We start from the raw sequence: 17,076 nt of genomic DNA, 5'->3' as shown, positions 1-17,076 counted from the left end.
GCAAGGCACGATTGCGTCATGGACGTCTCGGCCGCGGAACGCGCGGTGACTTCGCGGCACCTGCGCCGGGTGTGGGCGCTGCCCGGCACGGTCCTGGGCCGCAGCCGCTGGCCGGCCGCGGTGGATCAGCGGCTGCACTGGCACTGGAACTACTGGTGGCAGGCGCACCTGCTGGACACGCTGGTCGACGCCCAGCTGCGCGCTCCTTCGCCGAAGCGCCTGGCGTTGATCCGGTCGTTCGTCCGATCGGTGCGGCTGCGCAACTTCGGCAAGTGGACGAACGACTACTACGACGACATCGCGTGGCTGGGCCTTGCGCTGCAACGGGTTTCCGCGCTGGGCATCGACGTCGGCCCGGCCGTGGCGGCGATCGACACCCAGCTCCTGTCGGGCTGGACGCCGGCGGCGGGCGGCGGCATCTGGTGGCGCCGCGGCGACGACTTCAAGAACGCCCCGGCCAACGGCCCGGCGGCGATCTTCCACGCCCGGTCCGGCAACGTGTCCCGCGCTCGCGCCATGACGGACTGGCTTTCGTCCACTTTGGTCGATCCGGCGACCGGCTTGGTCCGGGACGGGATCCGTGCGGACACGGGCGAGCTGGTGAAGCACATTTACACGTACTGCCAAGGGGTGTACCTCGGGGCGTGCCTTGAGTTGTCCGAAGTGGACAATGCGGCGCGGACCGTCCGCGCGGTGGCGGAGCACCTCGCGCCGGGAGGTGTCATCCGCGGCCAGGGCGGCGGCGACGGCGGGTTGTTCGCGGCGATCCTGGCCCGGTACCTGGCCTTGGCGGCTCGTTCCCTGCCCGGCCCGGAGGCTGCGGTGGCCCGGTCGCTGGTGCTGACGTCGGCGGAGGCCTGCCGGTCGGGGGCAGCGGCCACGCCGGAGGGGCCGCTGTTCAGCGCGTACTGGGACCGCCCGGCGCCTTGGCCATTGCCCGAAGACGCCCCGGAGCGGGACATGTCGGTCCAGGTGGGCGGCTGGATGCTCCTGGAAGCCGCGGCGACGCTGTCACCAGAGGTCGCCGGCCCGCCGATCGGCGGTTAGCCCGCCATCGAGGTCAGTTCAGTCGTGTCGGGAAAGGCGCAAATCTGCCCTGTCCGGCATGGAGAAGGGCGGGTCCCTCCACCATCCTCCTGGCGTTCGAGGGTCCGCTATGCTGTCGGTCGACAAAGTGTCTGTCCCGGGGCTCGCCCCGTACCAGCTCGGACGAGCCCTCTGTGGAGGACGACTTTGTTCCTGCTCGCTCTCGGCTTCCCCTGCCTCACCCTCGTTGTCCTGGTGTGGCTCAGCTACCGGTATGACCGGCCCATCCTGGTCAAGATCGGTAAGTTCATGGTCAAGGCGCCAAGGCGTAGTGACTCGGCGTTGGAAACGTCGACGGACTCGGATCGAGGAGAGAAACGCCTGATCTGACCAGCGGTTCAGCAGCCGCAGGAGGCGCCGTGCAGGAATTTCGGGGTCAGCCACACCGATTCCGGCGGCCGGTCCGGGTCGGCCATGCGGGACATCAGCAGCTGCACCGCCCGGCGGCCCAGGTCCGCGACCGGCTGGACCAGCGTCGTCACGGCCGGGCTGACGCGGCGGGCCCAGTCCATGTCGCCGTACCCCACCACCGCCAGCTCCGAGCCGATGCGGATCCCGCGGCGGTGGGCCTCGTACTGCACGCCCACCAGCATCGACTCGTCCGCCACCACCAGGGCCGTCGGGGACGGCCAGCCGTCGAGGAGCTTGGCCGTCGCGCGGGTTGCGCCGCCCGAGGTCGACAGCCCGCACTCCACCAGCTCGCGGTTGAAGCGCAGGCCCGCCTGCTCCAGCCCGAGCCGGTAGCCGCGGACCCGCTCGCGGCTGACCTCGAGGCCCTCCTCGCCGGAGATCAGGCCGATCTTGCGGTGCCGCCGCTCGGTCAGGTGGCGCACCAGCGACGCCACCGCGTGCACGTTCTCCGTGCCCACCTGGTCGACGTCGTTGCGCGCGGCCACGCGATCCAGCAGCACCGTCGGCACGCCCATCCGCACCAGGCCGTTGATCACCGCTTCGTCGCCGGCCGAGGGGACCAGCAGCACGCCGTCCACGAGGTCCGCGCGCAGCGCGCGCACCACCGCGGCTTCTTCGCCCACGGTGTCCTCGGTGTCCGCCAGTACGACGTCACAGCCCGCCTGTGCCGCGGCTGCCCTGATGGCGCGCAGCAGTTCGCCGGAGTACGGGTGCGCGTGCACACCCATCGCGACGCCGATCCGGTAGGTGACCGGGGGGTCCCACAACCGGAGGTCCGGCGAAAGTGCGGTCATAAGCCCTCGCAGACGCTCAGCGGAAAGGTATCCGCTGAACGGCCGCGCGGGGATGTCAGGAACCCAGATTCACTGAAGTGAGTGAACCGGTGGACAGCCGCACGACTCACGGTGACGCAGCGTGGGTGGCAGCCGGACCGTCTCGGCCTTGCGCGCCGGGTCGTTGATCCGGGCCAGCAGCAGCCGCACCGCCTGCCGGCCGATCTCCTCGATCGGCTGCGCCATCGTCGTCAGCGGCGGGTCGACCAGGTCCGCCCACTCGACGTCGTCGTAGACCACCACCGGCAGGTCGCGCCCGATCCGGAGCCCGCGCCGCCGGGCTTCGTGCAGCACCCCGACCATCATGCTGTCGTTCCCGACCACCAGCGCCGTCGGCGGCTCGGGCAGCGCCAGCAGCGTGCTCAACGCCAGCGCGCCGCCCTCGCGCGAGGAATTTCCGCAGGCCACGAGGTCGGACGACCAGGTGAGCCCGGACCGGCCGAGGCCCAGCCGGTAGCCGAGCACCCGCTCCTCGCTCGTCGACAGCCCGGGCACGCCGCTGATCATCCCGATCCGCCGGTGCCCGAGCGTCGCCAGGTGCGCGGTCAGCGCCGACGTCGCCTGGATGTTCTCCGAGCCGACCTGGTCGACGTCGGTGCGGGTGGACAGCCGGTCGATGAGCACGGTCGGCACGTCCAGGGACACCAGCTCGCCGATCACCGGCCCGTCGCCGGGTGCCGGGGTGATGAGCAGGCCGTCGACGCGACGGGAGCGCAGCGCTCGTACGGTGTCACGTTCCGTGTCCGCGGCGTCATGGGTGTCGGCCAGCAGGACGGTGTAGCCGTGCGTCGACGCCTCCCGCTCGATCGCCTGCATCAGCGTCGCGAAGTACGGGTTGGCCACCAGGGAGATCGCCATCCCGATCGACCGCGTCCCGCCCGTGACCAGCGAACGCGCGATCGCGTCGCCGGTGTAGCCGGTCGTTTCGATCGCCCGCAGCACCGCGGCCTTGGTGTCCTCCGCGACCGCACGCGTCCCGTTCACCACGTGCGAGACGGTGGTGATCGATACGCCCGCGAGCTCGGCGATGTCCCGCTGGGTCGGCCGCGAAGACTTCGACTGGGGCATACCCATCCTTTCCGGCAAGCGTTTGCGCAAACGCTTGCGCGCACGGAGCAGTCTGTCTACCTTCCCGACCATCGGCAAGCCTCCACATGAAAAGGCTGGGAATCCATGAGACACCGAAGTCTCACCGCGCTCACGCTGGCCGCCGTCCTCGCCGCGACGACCGGGTGCACGGTCGAGCGTCACTGGGGTGGCAACACCAACACGGGCGGGAGCGGCAAGGCGAAGGTCGGCCTGGTCACCAAGACCGACACCAACCCCTACTTTGTGGAACTCCGCAACGCCGCCAGAGCGGCCGCGCAGGCCAACGGCGCCGACTTCAGCGCGCTCGCCGGCCAGTTCGACGGCGACAACGACGGCCAGGTCCGCGCCATCGAGAACCTCCGCCAGCAGGGCGCGAACACCATCCTGATCACGCCCAGCTCGTCCACCGGCGTGCTCAAGGCGATCAAGGACGCCCGCGACGCCGGGGTCCTGGTCATCGCCCTCGACACCGCCACCGAACCGGCCGATGCCGTCGACGCCACCTTCGCCACCGACAACTTCGCGGCCGGCGAGCAGCAGGGCGCGTACGTCAAGGCCTCGCTGGGCGGCACCCCGCCCAAGCTGCTGATGGTCGACGGCACGGCGGGCAGCACGGTCGACACCCAGCGGCACACCGGGTTCCTCAAGGGCATCGGGCTGACCGACGGCTCGCCGGAGATCAAGGGCCACACCGCGGCCAACGGCGACCAGAGCCTCGCCCAGCAGGGCATGGAGAACCTGCTGCAGCGCAGCACCGACATCAACGCCGTCTACTCGATGAACGAGCCGATGGGCCGCGGCGCGTACGCGGCGCTCAAGGCACGTGGGCTCACCGGGCAGATCGTGATGGGCTCGATCGACGGCGGCTGCGAAGGCGTCCAGAACGTCAAGGACGGCCAGATCGCCGCCACCGTCATGCAGTTCCCGAAGAAGATGGCCGAGCAGGGTGTGCTCGCCGCCGTCGAGTACGCCAAGACCGGGAAGAAGCCGTCCGGCTTCGTGAACACCGGGTCCGCCGTGATCACCGACAAGCCCCTGCCCGGCATCGAGAGCCACGACTCGGCCTGGGGCCTGCAGAACTGCTGGGGAGGCAAGAAGTGACAACAGCGACCGCAGTGTCTACAAAGGACCGTGAATCACTCGGCGACTTCCTGCTCCGCGCCCCGGCGGTCGGCCCGGCGCTCGCGCTGGTCGTCGCGATCGTGGTGTTCTCACTGGCCACGGACACCTTCTTCGACCTCGACAACCTGTCCACCGTGGTCCAGCAGTCGCTCGTCGTCGGGACGCTCGCGCTGGGCCAGACGCTCGTCATCCTCATCGCGGGCATCGACCTGTCCAACGCGGCCTCGATGGTCGTCGCGACCCTGATCATGGCGAAGCTCGCCGCGGCCGGCACGAACGGCTTCGTCGCGCTGCTCGCCGGGGTGGTGCTGACGATCATCGTCGGCATCTTCATCGGCGGGCTCGCCACGCGGATCAAGCTGCCGGCGTTCATCATCACGCTCGGCACGTTCACCATGCTGACCGCGGTGTCGAAGCTGATCGCCGGCGGCCAGGCCGTGCCGGTGACCGACGGGGTGCTGCAGTGGCTCGGCACCAAGCGCTACCTCTTCGGCGGCATCCCGATCACCTACGGCATGACGCTGGCGCTGCTGATGTACCTCGGCGTCTGGTACGCGCTGACGAAAACCGCGTGGGGCAAGCACGTCTACGCGGTCGGCAACGCGCCGGAGTCCGCGCGGCTGTCCGGCATCAAGGTCAACCGCACGGTGCTGTCGGTGTACATCGTGGCCGGGCTGACCTTCGGCATCGCGGCCTGGCAGGCGCTCGGCCGGACGCCGAACGCCGACCCGAACCAGTTCCAGCTCGGCAACCTCGACTCCATCACCGCCGTCGTCCTCGGCGGGACGAGCCTCTTCGGCGGCCGCGGCTCGGTGCTCGGCACGCTGATGGGCGCGCTGGTCGTGGCGGTGCTGCGGTCGGGGCTGACCCAGATGAACGTCGACGGCAACTACCAGGACCTCGCCACCGGCGCCCTGCTCATCGCCGCCGTCGTGGTGGACCGCATCGCGAGGAGGCAGCAGCAGTCATGAGTGAACCCATCCTCCAGGCTCGCGGACTGGTCAAGCGCTACGGCCGGGTGACCGCCATCGACGGCGCCGACTTCGACCTGCTGCCCGGCGAGGTGCTCGCCGTGGTCGGCGACAACGGCGCCGGGAAGTCGTCGCTCATCAAAACCCTGTCCGGCGCGGTGATCCCCGATGAGGGCGAGATCAAAGTGGACGGCAAGACCGTCCACTTCAAGTCCCCGTTGGACGCTCGCCACTACGGCATCGAGACGGTGTACCAGGACCTCGCCGTCGCGCCCGCGCTCGACATCGCGTCGAACATGTTCCTGGGCCGGGAAAAGCGGCTCAAGGGGCCGCTCGGGCTGTTCCGCAAGCTCGACACTGCCACCATGCGGTCGGAGGCGCAGCGGATCCTCGACGAGCTGGGCATCAACATCAAATCGATCAGCCAGCCCGTCGAGACGCTGTCCGGTGGCCAGCGCCAGGGTGTCGCCGTGGCCCGCGCGGCCGCGTTCGGCACGAAAGCCGTGATCATGGACGAGCCCACGGCCGCTCTCGGCGTCGCCGAGTCCGGCAAGGTGCTCGACCTGATCGGCCGGATCCGCGACCGCGGCCTGCCGGTCGTGCTGATCAGCCACAACATGCCGCACGTGTTCGACATCGCCGACCGCATCCACGTGCACCGCCTCGGCAAGCGCGTCGCAGTCGTCTCGCCGAAGACGCACTCGATGAACCAGGTCGTCGGCCTGCTCACGGGTGCGTTGCGGCTCAACGAGAACGGTGAAGTGGAAGAAGCCGCCGCCGCTACACATGTGGCCGGCTTGAAGTGAGAGTGCTGCTGGCGGGCTTGTGCACCGTGGACGTGGTCCAGCGGGTCGATGAGCTGCCGGCGCCGGGCGAGAAGGTGCAGTCACTGCGGGTGGACGTCGCGGCCGGTGGGCCCGCGACGAACGCCGCGGTGACGGCCGCCGCGCTCGGTGCCGAGGCGACCCTGCTGACCGTCCTCGGTGCGCACCCGCTGGCGGCGCTCGCCCGCGCCGACCTGGAAACCCACGGCGTCCGGGTCATCGACATCGACCCCGGCCGGACCGGGCCGCCGCCGGTCAGCGCGGCCGCCGTCCGCGACCGCGACGGCGAGCGGACGGTCGTCTCCCGCAACGCGGCCGGCTCGGAAGCCACCTGGAGCGGCCAGGTCGACGCGGACGTGGTGTTGGTCGATGGCCACCACCCCGGCCTCGCGCTGTCCGTCGCCCGGGCGGCCGGGGACGTCCCGGTCGTGCTCGACGCCGGGAGCTGGAAACCCGTCCTCGACGAGCTCCTCCCGCTGGTCGACGTGGCCGCGTGCTCCGCGCACTTCACCGCGCCGGAGCCCGGCCTGCACGAGCGCGGCGTCCCCACCGTCATCACCACCGCGGGCGCCGGTCCGGTGCGCTGGTCCACTGCGGACGGCGGCTCGGGTGAGGTGCCTGTGCCCGCGGTCGAAGCGCGGGACACACTAGGGGCGGGCGACGTCTGGCACGGCGCGCTCGCCGTGGCCGTGGCACGCGAACGGACGGTGACGGACCGGATCCGCTTCGCCAACGAGGTGGCCGCCGAACGGGTGCGGCATGTGGGACCGCGGTCGTGGACGACCGCGATCGCAGGAAGGAACAGGACATGACGGCGTTCGACGACCTGCTGGCCAGGGCCGAGGGGCTGACCGTGCGCGGGCAGCGCAACGTGCTCGGCATCATCGGCTCGCCCGCGTCCGGCAAGACCACGCTCGCCTGGGCGCTGGCCAACGCGCTCGGTTCGCGTGCGGCGGTGGTCGGCATGGACGGCTTCCACCTCGCGCAGGTCGAGCTGCGCCGGCTCGGCCGCACCGAGCGCAAGGGCGCCCCGGACACGTTCGACGCCGCGGGCTACTACCACCTCATCCGCCGCTTGGCCGAAGGCCGCGAAACGGTGTACGCGCCGGAGTTCCGCCGCGAGATCGAGGAGCCCATCGCCGGGGCCGTCGCGGTGCCGCCGGAGGTCCAGCTCGTCATCACCGAGGGCAACTACCTGCTGCTGCCGGACGACCCGTGGAGCGCGATCCGCCCGCTGCTCACCGAGGCCTGGTTCCTCGCGCCGGACGAGCCCGAGCGCATCGAACGGCTCGTCTCGCGCCATCGCCGCTACGGCCGTTCGCTGGTCGAGGCCCGGCAGCGCGCGCTCGGCTCCGACCAGCGCAACGCCGACCTCATCTCGCAGACGCGCGACCGCGCCGACCTGGTGCTGGAGAACCTGCCGCTGGCGAACTTCGCGATTTGACCCTCGTCGTCACCGGCGGCAGCCGCGGGATCGGCGCGGCGATCTGCGTGCTGGCCGCCGCGCGCGGCGAGGACGTCGTCGTGAACTACTCCGGCGACCCCGCGCCCGCTGAAGCCGTCGCTTCGCAGGTGCGTGCTTCCGGACGGCAGGCGCTGGCCTGCCGCGCGGACGTCTCCGACGAGAACGACGTCCGCGCGCTGTTCGACGCGGCGGCCGAGCTGGGGCCGGTCACCGGCCTGGTCAACAACGCGGCGATCGTCGGCAACACCCCGGGCCGGCTCGAGGACTACGAGGTCGACGTCGTCCGGCGCACCCTCGAGGTGAACGTGACGGGGGTGTTCCTGTGCTGCCGCGAGGCGGTCCGCCGGATGTCCACCCGGCACGGCGGCAGCGGCGGCGCGATCGTCAACATCTCCTCGACGGCGGCCCGCACCGGCTCGGCCGGCGAGTGGGTGCACTACGCCGCGTCGAAGGCGGCGGTGGACACGCTGACGTTCGGGCTCGCGCAGGAGGTCGCGGCGGACGGGATCCGCGTCAACGCGGTGCGGCCCGGCATGATCGACACGGGTTTGCACGCGGCGGCGGGCCTGCCGGACCGGATGGCGAAGTACGCGCCGCAGATTCCGCTGGGCCGGCCCGGTCAGCCGGCGGAAATCGCGGAGGCGGTGCTGTTCCTGCTGTCGGAAGCTTCGTCGTTCACGACGGGTGCGGTCCTGGACGTCGGTGGCGGCCGCTGATCCTTGTGAACCGGCATTTCCCGGCTTTCGTGTGGTGAGCGTTTCCGGAACCGCGCGAAAGGTGAACAACAATGCGTACGTTCGAGCTGCCCGTTTCGGTGAGCGGGACGACAGTCGATCGGATACTCGGCAGGCAGCTGGTCCGGACCTGGGAGGACGACGGGATCTTCCAGGTCGCCGCCACGCCGGAGCAGGACCGGATCACCGGCGAAGCGCTCGCCCAAAGCCGGCGGTTCTTCGCGAGATCCCTGCCGGAGAAAGCGAAGTTCGTCAGCGATCTGACCTACAGCGGCTACATCGCCTCCGGTGAGGAAGTGACCGCGGGCGAGGCCGACTATTCCGAGATCTTCACGGTGTGCCCGGACATCCCGCTCACCGACCCCCGCGTCACCGAAGGCCGGCCGTGCCACGGGCCGGTGCCGTGGCCGGACGACGGCTACCGGACGGCGATGCAAACCCATCTGCGGGAAGTCGGCGAAATCGGCGAGAAGCTCCTGCGGCTCGTCGCGCTCGGGCTGGGCGTGGAGATCGATCGGCTGACGCGGCTCACCCGGGACGGCTGGCACCACATGCGCGTGCTGCGGTTCCCCGCCCGGTCCGCGACGACCGAACGAGGGATCGGCGCGCACACCGACTACGGCCTGCTCGTGATCGCCGCGCAGGACGACGTCGGCGGGCTCTTCATCCGGCCGCCGGTGCCCGGCGAACCGCGTCGCCGCAACTGGCTGGCGGAGGAGAGCACGGCCGGGATGTACCAGAACGAACCGCCGTGGCACTTCGTCGAACCCGAGCCGGCGGTGTTCACCGTCTTCCCCGGCGACATCCTGCAGTTCCTCACCGGCGGGCGGCTGCTGTCGACGCCGCACAAGGTCCGGCTCGCGGACCGGGAGCGGTACACCCTGGCGTACTTCCACGAGCCGTCGTTCGGCACCACCGTCCGGCCGCTGGCCGGTGGCGACGAGCACATCCACTACGGCACGCACTTCACGAACATGTTCACCCGCTGCTACCCCGACCGGGTGACGACCAAGCGCATCCACGAGGAGGGCAGGTTGCGGCTGCTCGGCCAGTGAGTATCACCGGCGGTCACCATCCGTAAGACGGGTGTGACCGCCGGTAGGTTCCGTCCGCTTGCTGAGACGGCCGGAGACGACGAGATCACGATCGGACCGGGAACTTGGTCACCTCGGTTTCGGCGATCGAACGCTGTGCAACTCTGGGGAGCCGCCACGAGAAAGGACGGCTTCGGAAGTCATGGCCAAACTCATGTCCGTGCACCACCTCGCGCTCACCGTGACCGACGTGGATCGCAGCGTGCCGTGGTACGTGCGCGTCCTCGACCTCGAGGAGGTCACCCGGCGCGAAGAGCCGGACACGGGACTGCGCAAGGTCGTGCTGCGGTCCGCCGGGGACGAATTCGCCGTGGTCCTGGTGCAGCACGCGGACACCGGGCGGCGCGGGTTCGACGAACGCCGGACGGGCCTGGACCACGTCGCCTTCCGGGTGCACTCGGCCGCCGAGCTGGCCGAATGGGAGAGCCGGCTGCAGGAGTTCGGCGTCTCGTACACGCCGGTTGCGCCGTCGCGCACCTTCGAAGGCTCACGGGTGATCGTGTTCCGCGATCCCGACGGCATCCAGCTCGAAATCTGGACCGACCCGCAGCTCTGAGGGCTGTGATATCCGGGGCTTCGCCCCGGGCCGGGGGCTCCGCCACCCGGACCCCCGCAAGACTGCTCAGGCGCGGGCGTTGCTGTCGTCCGGCGAGTCCACCGGGCGGCGCATCTCCTGGCGGTAGCGCAGCACGCCGTACCCGGTGCCGAACACGAAGAACGCGATGCTGATCCACAGCGCCGCCGTCTTCAGCCAGGGCAGCGCGTCCAGCAGGCCGGCACCGTAGTAGCCGAGCAGCACCAGCGTCGGCACCCAGAGCAGGCCGCCGAACGTCGTCGCCACCAGGAACCGGCGCTGGTCCATCCGGGCGGCGCCCGCGATCAGCGGGGCCAGCGTGCGGATCCACGGGATCCAGCGGGCCGCCACGATCGCGAAGAAGCCCCGGCGGTCCAGGAACCGTTGCGCGCGCTCGAGGTTGTGGCGGTTCAGCACCTTGCCGTCGCGGCGGGCGATCAGCTTCGTCCCGCCCTTGCGGCCGATGTAGTAGCCGATCTGGTTGCCGAGGACGGCGACGATCAGCGCGGCGCCCGACAGGAACCACGCGTTGGCGTCCGAACCGTGCTGCGCGAGCACCACGCCCGCCCCGAACAGGAGCGAGTCGCCGGGCAGGAACAGCCCGACGATCAGCGCGCATTCGACCAGCACGAAGCTCAGCACGATCACCCAGACGAGCAGCGGCCCGGCGGTGTCCAGCCAGCTCACGCCGACGCCCGCGGCCTCGATGCTCACGACGTTCACACCGCGAGCCTACGTGGCTCCGGTGAACGGGCCACGGCGAACGGGCAAATCGAGCTCGCCCGGAGATTCGGCTCTCACCAACGGTGAAAGCCCCCTCACCAGCGGTGAGAGGGCCTCCGGAAGAGCGTGACTTCAGAACTGCGGCAGGGCCTCGCCCTGCACCGCTTCGACGTCCAGCTCGATCTTCACCGTCGTGCCGACCGCCGCGACGCCGGCGCGGACCATCGCGCTGTAGTTGATCGCGAAGTCGTTCCGGTGCAGCGTCGTCTCGGCGTGGAACGCGACGCGCACGCCGCCCCACGGGTCCGGGCCCCAGCCGCCGTAGGTCAGTTCGAGCTCGATCTCGCGGCGCTCGCCGTGCAGCGTCAGCTCGCCCAGCAGCGTCCACGAGTCCGCGCCGCGCTGCCGCAGCCCCGTACTGGTGAACGTGATCACCGGGTGCACGTCGACGTCCAGGAAGTCCGGCGAGCGCAGGTGGTCGTCCCGCATCCGGATGTTCGTGTCGATGCTCGCCGCCTTGATCTCGGCGTGCACCGACGACCGCTCGGCCGGGCGGCCGATCTCGATCCGGCCGGAGACGTCCGGGAACCGCGCCTTGATGCTCGCGATGCCCAAATGCCGCGCGGTCGCGACCACCGACGAGTGCATCGGGTCGATCACCCACGGCCCGGGGGGCGGCAGCTCGATCGCCTCGGCGACCGGGGCCAGCACGACGTCGCCGAGCGAGCCGCTGCCGTCCGAGGCGATCTGGGCCGTCCGCGCGACCGGGGTGTACCCGGCCGCGGTGACGACGGCGGTGTAGACACCCGGCGCGAGCGCGTCGGTGACGACTTCCCCTCGGACGTCGGCCGCCTGCCGGGCGACCTGCCGCCCGGCCGGGTCGGTGACGGTGAGCACCGCGTGCTCCACCGCCCAGCCCTCGGCCGTGCGGAAGGTCGCGCGCAAGCCGGTCATGAGCGGTCGACCAGCTCGTCGAGGGCCTGGTCGTAGCTCAGCCGGACGTCGTGGCCCGCCTCGCCGCCGGTCAGCTCCACCTGGCTGGTCGCCGGCGGGTAGCCGCTCGCGACCACGGTGTACGCGCCCGCGGGCAGGTCGCTGACTACGTACCGGCCTTCGCCGTCGGTCCGCGCGACCGCCGCCACGTTGCCTTCGGCGTCGAGCACGGTGATCCGCGCGTCCGGGACCACCCGGTCGCCCTCGGTCCGCGCGGTGCCAGCGAGCAGTACCGAGCTGGCGAGCTCGACGTCGTGGCGCAGGACGCCGCTGTCGGGCACGGTCAGCGTCACGGCGAAGGGCCGGTAGCCCGCGCCGCTGGCGACCAGGGTGTAGGCCCCGGCGCCGACCCCGACGAAGGCGTAGGTGCCGTCCGCGGTCGTGATGAACGCGCCGTTCACCTCGCCGCGGCCGTCGGTCAGCGTCACCGTCACGTTCGGCAGCGGCTGGCCGGTCGAGGCTGCCCGCACGGTGCCGGTCAGCTCGCCGGACCCGGTGAGCGTGACGTCGACCGTCGCCGGCCCGTTGCTGATCACGACGCTGGAGGCCTGCGGCTGGTGGCCGTGCGCCGACACGATGAGCACGTACGCGCCCGGGCCCTGGCTGGGCACCGAGTAGCTGCCGTCGGGAGCCCCGGTGGCCCGTGCGACCTGGCGGCCGCGCTGGTCGATCAGGGTCAGCGCCGCGCCGGAGACGTGGCTGCCGTCCTGCCGCCGGACGTGGCCGGTCACCGGCAGGCCGCCCGCGCCGACCGGGGTGTCGACCTCGGAGTCCGCGACGGAGTTCGTGATCGGCATCGGCAACGCGCCGGAAACGGCCTGGTAGTCACCGTGTCCGTTGGTGCTCAGCGCGTGCTTGCCACCGCCCACGAGAGCGGGTTCACGGTCGACCGGGCGCACCGGCTCGACGATCTCGGTCGGCGCGTCCGCGAAGTCGTCCTCCTCGAGCAGCGCCTCGCCGCCCTCCATGGCCGCCGCGGCCGGGGCCGCGTTGGTCAGCGGGATCTCCTTCATGAACAGGAGGACCACCGTGGCCAGCAGGGCCACCGCACCGGCGATGTAGAACACCGTGGTGATCGAGTCGGTGAAGCCGATCAGGATCGGCGTCTTGATCGCCTCCGGCAGGGTCTGGATCACGCTGGTGTTCTCGGACAGGTTGCCGACGCTCGCGCCGGCGCCGGCCGGCAGCTGCCCGCCGAACGCCTTCGTGATGTTCGGCATCAGCGTGTTGAACAGGACCGTCAGGAAGATCGCGACACCGGCGGTACCACCGATCTGGCGGAAGAACGTCGCCGACGCGGTCGAGACGCCCATGTCACTGCGCGGGCCCGCGTTCTGCACCGCGATGATCAGCGTCTGCATGCACTGACCGAGGCCGAGGCCGATGATGGCGGCCGCGACCAGCGGGTGCCACACCGGCGAGTCGTATTCGACCTGCGCGAAGAAGAACGCGCCGGCGGCGATCATGAGGGTGCCCACGATCGGGAAGACCTTGTAGCGACCGGTCTTCCCGGTGATCCGCCCGGAGACGATCGAGCTGGTCATGATGCCCGCCATCAGCGGCAGCATCAGCAGCCCGGATTCGGTCGGCGTGTAGCCCTGCACGACCTGCATGAACTGCGGGATCATCGTGATCGCGCCGAACATCGCGACACCGACGATGACACCGCCGATGATCGCCACGGTGAACGTCGAGTTCTTGAACAGCCGCAGCGGGATCAGCGCGGCGTCCTGCATCCACCGTTCGACCGCGATGAACGCGATCACGCCGACGCCGCCGACGACGTAGCAAAGGATCGACTTGCCGTCGCCCCAGCCCCACTTCTGGCCCTGCTCGGCGACGATCAGGAACGGCACGACCGCGACGACCAGAGCGAGGGCGCCCCACCAGTCGATCTTGTGCTTCTGCGGGATGTGCGGCACGTTCAGCACGCGGGCGACGACGAACAGCGCGGCGATGCCGATCGGGACGTTGATCAGGAAGACCCAGCGCCAGCCGTGGATGTCGTAGCCGAAGATGCTGCCGGCGTGCTCGATGCCGGCGAAGAAGCCGCCCAGCACCGGGCCCAGCACGGTGGACAGGCCGAACACCGCGAGGATGTAACCCTGGTACTTGGCCCGCTCACGCGGCGGCACGATGTCGCCGAGGATCGTCATGGCCAGCGACATCAGGCCGCCGGCGCCGAGGCCCTGCACCGCGCGGAACGCGGCCAGCTGGTACATCGACTGCGCGAAGGCCGAGGCCAGCGAACCGGCGACGAAGATCGTGATCGCGGCCAGGTAGAACGGCTTGCGGCCGTAGATGTCCGACAGCTTGCCGTAGATCGGCGTGACGATCGTCGAGGTGATCAGGTACGCCGTGGTCGCCCAGGCCTGCAGGTCGAAGCCGTGCAGGTCGTTGGCGATCTTGACGATCGACGTGCCGACGATCGTCTGGTCGAGCGCGGCGAGGAACATGCCGCACATCAGGCCGCTCAGGATCGTGACGATCTGGCGGTGGCTCAGCCGTGGTGGTTCCTTCGCCACGGGTTGTTCGACGGTGGTGGTGCTCATGCGTTGGCCCCCTTGGCCGGTGCACCGGCGGACGCTTGCGCGTCGGCCAGCTGTGGAGAGTGGTTCTCGATACCTGTGTTGAGCCGGCCGAAGAGGCGGTTCAGGGTCTGGATGTCCCCGTCGGTCCAGTCCCCGAGCACTTCGGCCAGCCACTTGTTGCGCTGCTTGCGGTTCTCTTCGAACACCCGCATGCCCTCGGCCGTCGGCGCGAGGAGGCACGCCCGCCCGTCTTCGGGATCGGCTTGGCGCTCGACCAGGCCGTGCTGCACGAGCGAGCTCGACTGCCTGCTGATCGTGGAGATCTCGGAGTGGAGCGACTCGGCCAGCCTGCTGGTGCGCTGCGGGCCTTCGTGGATGAGGGTGAAGAGGATCGCGTACGCCGCCCGCTCGATGCCGTCCGGCCCCTGTTTGGAGACCTGCGTCTTCGCCTTGTTGATCAGCCGGACCAGGCGGACGAGCTCGTGCCCGAGCTGGTCGGCGAGGTCCAGCTCGGCCGTGGGCCGGGTGGTGTTCGGTGCCATGGTGATCCTTCAAGGCGTTGGTTGGCGGCTGCAACTAGTTGCCTCAGGCAAGGATGTGCCTTCACTAGCGGTTATGCAAGCGGAGTACCTCGTGATGTGGCAGAACACACTTTAGTTGTCGTATGCAAGCACATTTCTCCCGGGTTGCCGCCGGAACAACGGCGTGCCCGGTGGGTTGAGAACGGTATGACCGACGACACAGCGTTGAAGGACTTCCTCGCCGCCCACCGCCACGGCGTCCTCGCCACGATCCGCCGCGACGGCCGGCCGCAGCTGTCCACGATCACCTACCTCCACGACCCGGGATCGGCGACGTTGATCGCGTCGATCACCGAGACCCGGGCGAAGACGAAGAACATGCGCCGGGACCCGCGGGTGACGTTCCACGTGAGCAGCGAGGACGGCTGGAGCTACGTCGTCGCCGAGGGGCGCGCTTCGCTCACGGCGCCGGCCGCCGCACCCGAGGACGACACGGTGGAAGCGCTGGTCGACTACTACCGGCGCGCGGCGGGCGAGCACCCGGACTGGGCGGAGTACCGCGCGGCCATGGTCACCGACCAGCGGGTGCTGCTGACCGTTCACATCGAGAAGCTGCTGGGCCTGGTCCGCTGACCCACTGCTCCGTTGCGGCTGGTTTCGAAAGAAGATTTCCGCACTGCGGACTGTTCGGGCTTACGATGAGGCCATGAGCAACGAAGCTTTGGTCACCCGGCTCCGGGCCCTGCTCGGCAAGGGCGCCGTGCTCACCGACTCCGACGTCACCGGCTCCTACGCGCGCGACATGATGCCGCTGGCGCCTTCGGGCACGCCGCTCGCCGTCGTCCTGCCCGCGAACGCCGCGGAGGTGCAGGCCGTCGTCAAGGCGTGCGCCGAGGCCAAGGTGCCGATCGTGCCGCGCGGGGCGGGCAGCGGCCTGTCCGGCGCGGCGAACGCCATCGACGGCTGCGTCACGCTGTCGCTGACCAAGCTGAACGAGATCGTCGAGATCGACGCGGGCAACCGGCTGGCGGTGGTGCAGCCGGGCGTGGTCAACCTGGACTTCCGCAACGCCGTCGAGAAGCACGGGCTGTTCTACCCACCGGACCCGTCCAGCTACGACTGGTGCACGATCGGCGGCAACCTGTCGACCAACGCCGGCGGCCTCTGCTGCGTGAAGTACGGGGTGACGACGGACTCGGTGCTCGGCCTGGAGGTCGTCCTGGCCGACGGATCGCTGCTGAAGACCGGCCGCCGCACGGTGAAGGGCGTCGCGGGCTACGACCTGGCGCGGCTGTTCGTGGGCAGCGAGGGCACGCTCGGCGTGATCACGCAGGCGACGGTCCAGCTCAAGCCGCTGCCCCAAGCCCCGGCGACGCTGGTCGCGGGCTTCAGCACGACCGAAGCGGCGGGGGAGGCCGTCGCCCGGGTCGTGCGCGAAGGTCTCGTGCCGTCGTTGCTGGAGATCATGGACGCGTCGTCGATCAAGGCGTCGGAGGCGTACCTGAAGACGGACCTGGGTGCGGGGTCGGACTGCCAGGCCCTGCTGCTGGGGCAGTCGGACGCGGGCGGCGAAGTGGCCCGCCGCGAGCTGGCGGCGCTGGAGCAGATCTGCCTGGACTGCGGCGCGGACCTGGCGTACACGACGGAGGACCTGGAGGAGGGGCGGATGCTCCTGCACGCCCGCCGGGTGGTGCTGACGGCGTTGGAGACGTACGGGCTGTGGCTGACCGACGACGTCTGCGTGCCGCGGACGCGGATCGCGGAGCTGATCCGCGGGTGCGAGAAGATCAGTTCCGAGGTGGGGCTGCGCATCGCGGTGGTCGGTCACGCCGGCGACGGCAACATGCACCCGACGATCGTGTACCAGCCGGACGACCCGGACGAGTTCGAGCGGGCCCAGCGGGCGTTCGACGAGATCCTCGAGGTGGGGCTCTCGCTCGGCGGGACGGTGACCGGCGAGCACGGGATCGGGAAGATCAAGCGCGAGTGGCTGGCCCGCGAGATCGGGCCGGTGGGGCTGCGGGTGCACCAGCAGATCAAGCGGGCGCTGGACCCGGAGAACCTGTTCAACCCGGGCTCGATGTTCTCGATGACCTGAGCCGGGT

At 70.4% G+C, this 17,076-nt stretch carries 17 protein-coding genes; 11 read left to right on the top strand and 6 right to left on the bottom strand.

The window, feature by feature from the left end; genetic code table 11:
- Positions 1 to 18 precede the first annotated feature (18 nt).
- The gene (locus tag QRY02_RS36385) at positions 19 to 1,047 is read left to right on the top strand and encodes a glycoside hydrolase family 76 protein (protein ID WP_285987303.1); all 1,029 of its coding nucleotides are present in this window, start codon (positions 19 to 21) and stop codon (positions 1,045 to 1,047) included.
- 377 nt (positions 1,048 to 1,424) lie between these two features.
- Here the strand turns inward: QRY02_RS36385 and QRY02_RS36380 are convergent, their stop codons facing one another.
- Positions 1,425 to 2,291 carry a LacI family DNA-binding transcriptional regulator gene (locus QRY02_RS36380; protein ID WP_285987302.1) on the bottom strand — a complete coding sequence of 289 codons (867 nt, stop codon included), beginning with the start codon at positions 2,289 to 2,291 and terminating at the stop codon, positions 1,425 to 1,427.
- Between the two features lie 69 nt (positions 2,292 to 2,360).
- The gene (locus QRY02_RS36375) at positions 2,361 to 3,398 is read right to left on the bottom strand and encodes a LacI family DNA-binding transcriptional regulator (RefSeq protein ID WP_285987301.1); all 1,038 of its coding nucleotides are present in this window, start codon (positions 3,396 to 3,398) and stop codon (positions 2,361 to 2,363) included.
- A gap of 105 nt (positions 3,399 to 3,503) precedes the next feature.
- On the opposite strand from QRY02_RS36375, the gene QRY02_RS36370 reads away from it, so the two are divergent.
- The 8 genes from QRY02_RS36370 to QRY02_RS36335 all read left to right on the top strand — a co-directional run bounded on the left by QRY02_RS36370 (position 3,504) and on the right by QRY02_RS36335 (position 10,185).
- Positions 3,504 to 4,520 carry a substrate-binding domain-containing protein gene (locus QRY02_RS36370; RefSeq protein WP_285987300.1) on the top strand — a complete coding sequence of 339 codons (1,017 nt, stop codon included), beginning with the start codon at positions 3,504 to 3,506 and terminating at the stop codon, positions 4,518 to 4,520.
- The gene (locus QRY02_RS36365; RefSeq protein WP_285987299.1) at positions 4,517 to 5,512 is read left to right on the top strand and encodes an ABC transporter permease; all 996 of its coding nucleotides are present in this window, start codon (positions 4,517 to 4,519) and stop codon (positions 5,510 to 5,512) included. The genes QRY02_RS36370 and QRY02_RS36365 overlap by 4 nt, the downstream gene beginning before the upstream one ends.
- Positions 5,509 to 6,318, top strand: coding sequence for an ATP-binding cassette domain-containing protein (locus QRY02_RS36360; protein ID WP_285987298.1), 810 nt, complete (start codon positions 5,509 to 5,511; stop codon positions 6,316 to 6,318). Before QRY02_RS36365 ends, QRY02_RS36360 begins: the two co-directional genes overlap by 4 nt.
- Before the next feature lie 2 nt (positions 6,319 to 6,320).
- Positions 6,321 to 7,148, top strand: coding sequence for a PfkB family carbohydrate kinase (locus QRY02_RS36355; protein ID WP_285994020.1), 828 nt, complete (start codon positions 6,321 to 6,323; stop codon positions 7,146 to 7,148).
- Positions 7,145 to 7,780: a nucleoside/nucleotide kinase family protein gene (locus QRY02_RS36350; protein WP_013230842.1), complete on the top strand. Its 636-nt coding sequence runs from the start codon at positions 7,145 to 7,147 to the stop codon at positions 7,778 to 7,780. The genes QRY02_RS36355 and QRY02_RS36350 overlap by 4 nt, the downstream gene beginning before the upstream one ends.
- On the top strand, positions 7,777 to 8,517 hold the full coding sequence (locus tag QRY02_RS36345) for an SDR family oxidoreductase (protein WP_285987297.1): 741 nt from the start codon (positions 7,777 to 7,779) through the stop codon (positions 8,515 to 8,517). The genes QRY02_RS36350 and QRY02_RS36345 overlap by 4 nt, the downstream gene beginning before the upstream one ends.
- A 71-nt stretch (positions 8,518 to 8,588) precedes the next feature.
- The gene (locus QRY02_RS36340) at positions 8,589 to 9,590 is read left to right on the top strand and encodes an isopenicillin N synthase family dioxygenase (RefSeq protein ID WP_285987296.1); all 1,002 of its coding nucleotides are present in this window, start codon (positions 8,589 to 8,591) and stop codon (positions 9,588 to 9,590) included.
- A 181-nt stretch (positions 9,591 to 9,771) separates the two neighbouring features.
- A complete protein-coding gene (locus QRY02_RS36335) occupies positions 9,772 to 10,185 on the top strand; it encodes a VOC family protein (RefSeq protein WP_285987295.1) in 414 nt (137 codons plus the stop codon).
- 66 nt (positions 10,186 to 10,251) lie between these two features.
- Here QRY02_RS36335 and QRY02_RS36330 read toward each other — a convergent pair whose 3' ends face one another.
- The 4 genes from QRY02_RS36330 to QRY02_RS36315 form a co-directional block, all read right to left on the bottom strand.
- Positions 10,252 to 10,926 carry a DedA family protein gene (locus QRY02_RS36330; RefSeq protein WP_285987294.1) on the bottom strand — a complete coding sequence of 225 codons (675 nt, stop codon included), beginning with the start codon at positions 10,924 to 10,926 and terminating at the stop codon, positions 10,252 to 10,254.
- 132 nt (positions 10,927 to 11,058) lie between these two features.
- Positions 11,059 to 11,880: a YceI family protein gene (locus QRY02_RS36325; RefSeq protein WP_285987293.1), complete on the bottom strand. Its 822-nt coding sequence runs from the start codon at positions 11,878 to 11,880 to the stop codon at positions 11,059 to 11,061.
- Positions 11,877 to 14,471, bottom strand: a complete 2,595-nt coding sequence (locus QRY02_RS36320) for an MFS transporter (RefSeq protein ID WP_285987292.1) — start codon at positions 14,469 to 14,471, stop codon at positions 11,877 to 11,879. Before QRY02_RS36320 ends, QRY02_RS36325 begins: the two co-directional genes overlap by 4 nt.
- A complete protein-coding gene (locus QRY02_RS36315) occupies positions 14,468 to 14,992 on the bottom strand; it encodes a MarR family winged helix-turn-helix transcriptional regulator (protein WP_285987291.1) in 525 nt (174 codons plus the stop codon). The genes QRY02_RS36320 and QRY02_RS36315 overlap by 4 nt, the downstream gene beginning before the upstream one ends.
- 186 nt (positions 14,993 to 15,178) lie before the next feature.
- On the opposite strand from QRY02_RS36315, the gene QRY02_RS36310 reads away from it, so the two are divergent.
- Positions 15,179 to 15,604: a PPOX class F420-dependent oxidoreductase gene (locus tag QRY02_RS36310; RefSeq protein ID WP_285987290.1), complete on the top strand. Its 426-nt coding sequence runs from the start codon at positions 15,179 to 15,181 to the stop codon at positions 15,602 to 15,604.
- 73 nt (positions 15,605 to 15,677) lie between these two features.
- On the top strand, positions 15,678 to 17,069 hold the full coding sequence (locus QRY02_RS36305) for an FAD-binding oxidoreductase (RefSeq protein ID WP_285987289.1): 1,392 nt from the start codon (positions 15,678 to 15,680) through the stop codon (positions 17,067 to 17,069).
- Positions 17,070 to 17,076 lie beyond the last annotated feature (7 nt).

The organism is Amycolatopsis sp. DG1A-15b (assembly GCF_030285645.1).
Taxonomy (GTDB): Bacteria; Actinomycetota; Actinomycetes; order Mycobacteriales; family Pseudonocardiaceae; genus Amycolatopsis.
This window is presented reverse-complemented; position numbering and strand designations above follow the sequence as displayed.

Bases quoted from the DNA above. Each gene is read 5' to 3' on its own strand.
- QRY02_RS36385 (WP_285987303.1), top strand. From the start codon at position 19: ATGGACGTCTCGGCCGCGGAACGCGCGGTGACTTCGCGGCACCTGCGC.
- QRY02_RS36380 (WP_285987302.1), bottom strand. From the start codon at position 2,291: ATGACCGCACTTTCGCCGGACCTCCGGTTGTGGGACCCCCCGGTCACC.
- QRY02_RS36375 (WP_285987301.1), bottom strand. From the start codon at position 3,398: ATGCCCCAGTCGAAGTCTTCGCGGCCGACCCAGCGGGACATCGCCGAG.
- QRY02_RS36370 (WP_285987300.1), top strand. From the start codon at position 3,504: ATGAGACACCGAAGTCTCACCGCGCTCACGCTGGCCGCCGTCCTCGCC.
- QRY02_RS36360 (WP_285987298.1), top strand. From the start codon at position 5,509: ATGAGTGAACCCATCCTCCAGGCTCGCGGACTGGTCAAGCGCTACGGC.
- QRY02_RS36350 (WP_013230842.1), top strand. From the start codon at position 7,145: ATGACGGCGTTCGACGACCTGCTGGCCAGGGCCGAGGGGCTGACCGTG.
- QRY02_RS36340 (WP_285987296.1), top strand. From the start codon at position 8,589: ATGCGTACGTTCGAGCTGCCCGTTTCGGTGAGCGGGACGACAGTCGAT.
- QRY02_RS36335 (WP_285987295.1), top strand. From the start codon at position 9,772: ATGGCCAAACTCATGTCCGTGCACCACCTCGCGCTCACCGTGACCGAC.
- QRY02_RS36325 (WP_285987293.1), bottom strand. From the start codon at position 11,880: ATGACCGGCTTGCGCGCGACCTTCCGCACGGCCGAGGGCTGGGCGGTG.
- QRY02_RS36320 (WP_285987292.1), bottom strand. From the start codon at position 14,471: ATGAGCACCACCACCGTCGAACAACCCGTGGCGAAGGAACCACCACGG.
- QRY02_RS36315 (WP_285987291.1), bottom strand. From the start codon at position 14,992: ATGGCACCGAACACCACCCGGCCCACGGCCGAGCTGGACCTCGCCGAC.
- QRY02_RS36310 (WP_285987290.1), top strand. From the start codon at position 15,179: ATGACCGACGACACAGCGTTGAAGGACTTCCTCGCCGCCCACCGCCAC.
- QRY02_RS36305 (WP_285987289.1), top strand. From the start codon at position 15,678: ATGAGCAACGAAGCTTTGGTCACCCGGCTCCGGGCCCTGCTCGGCAAG.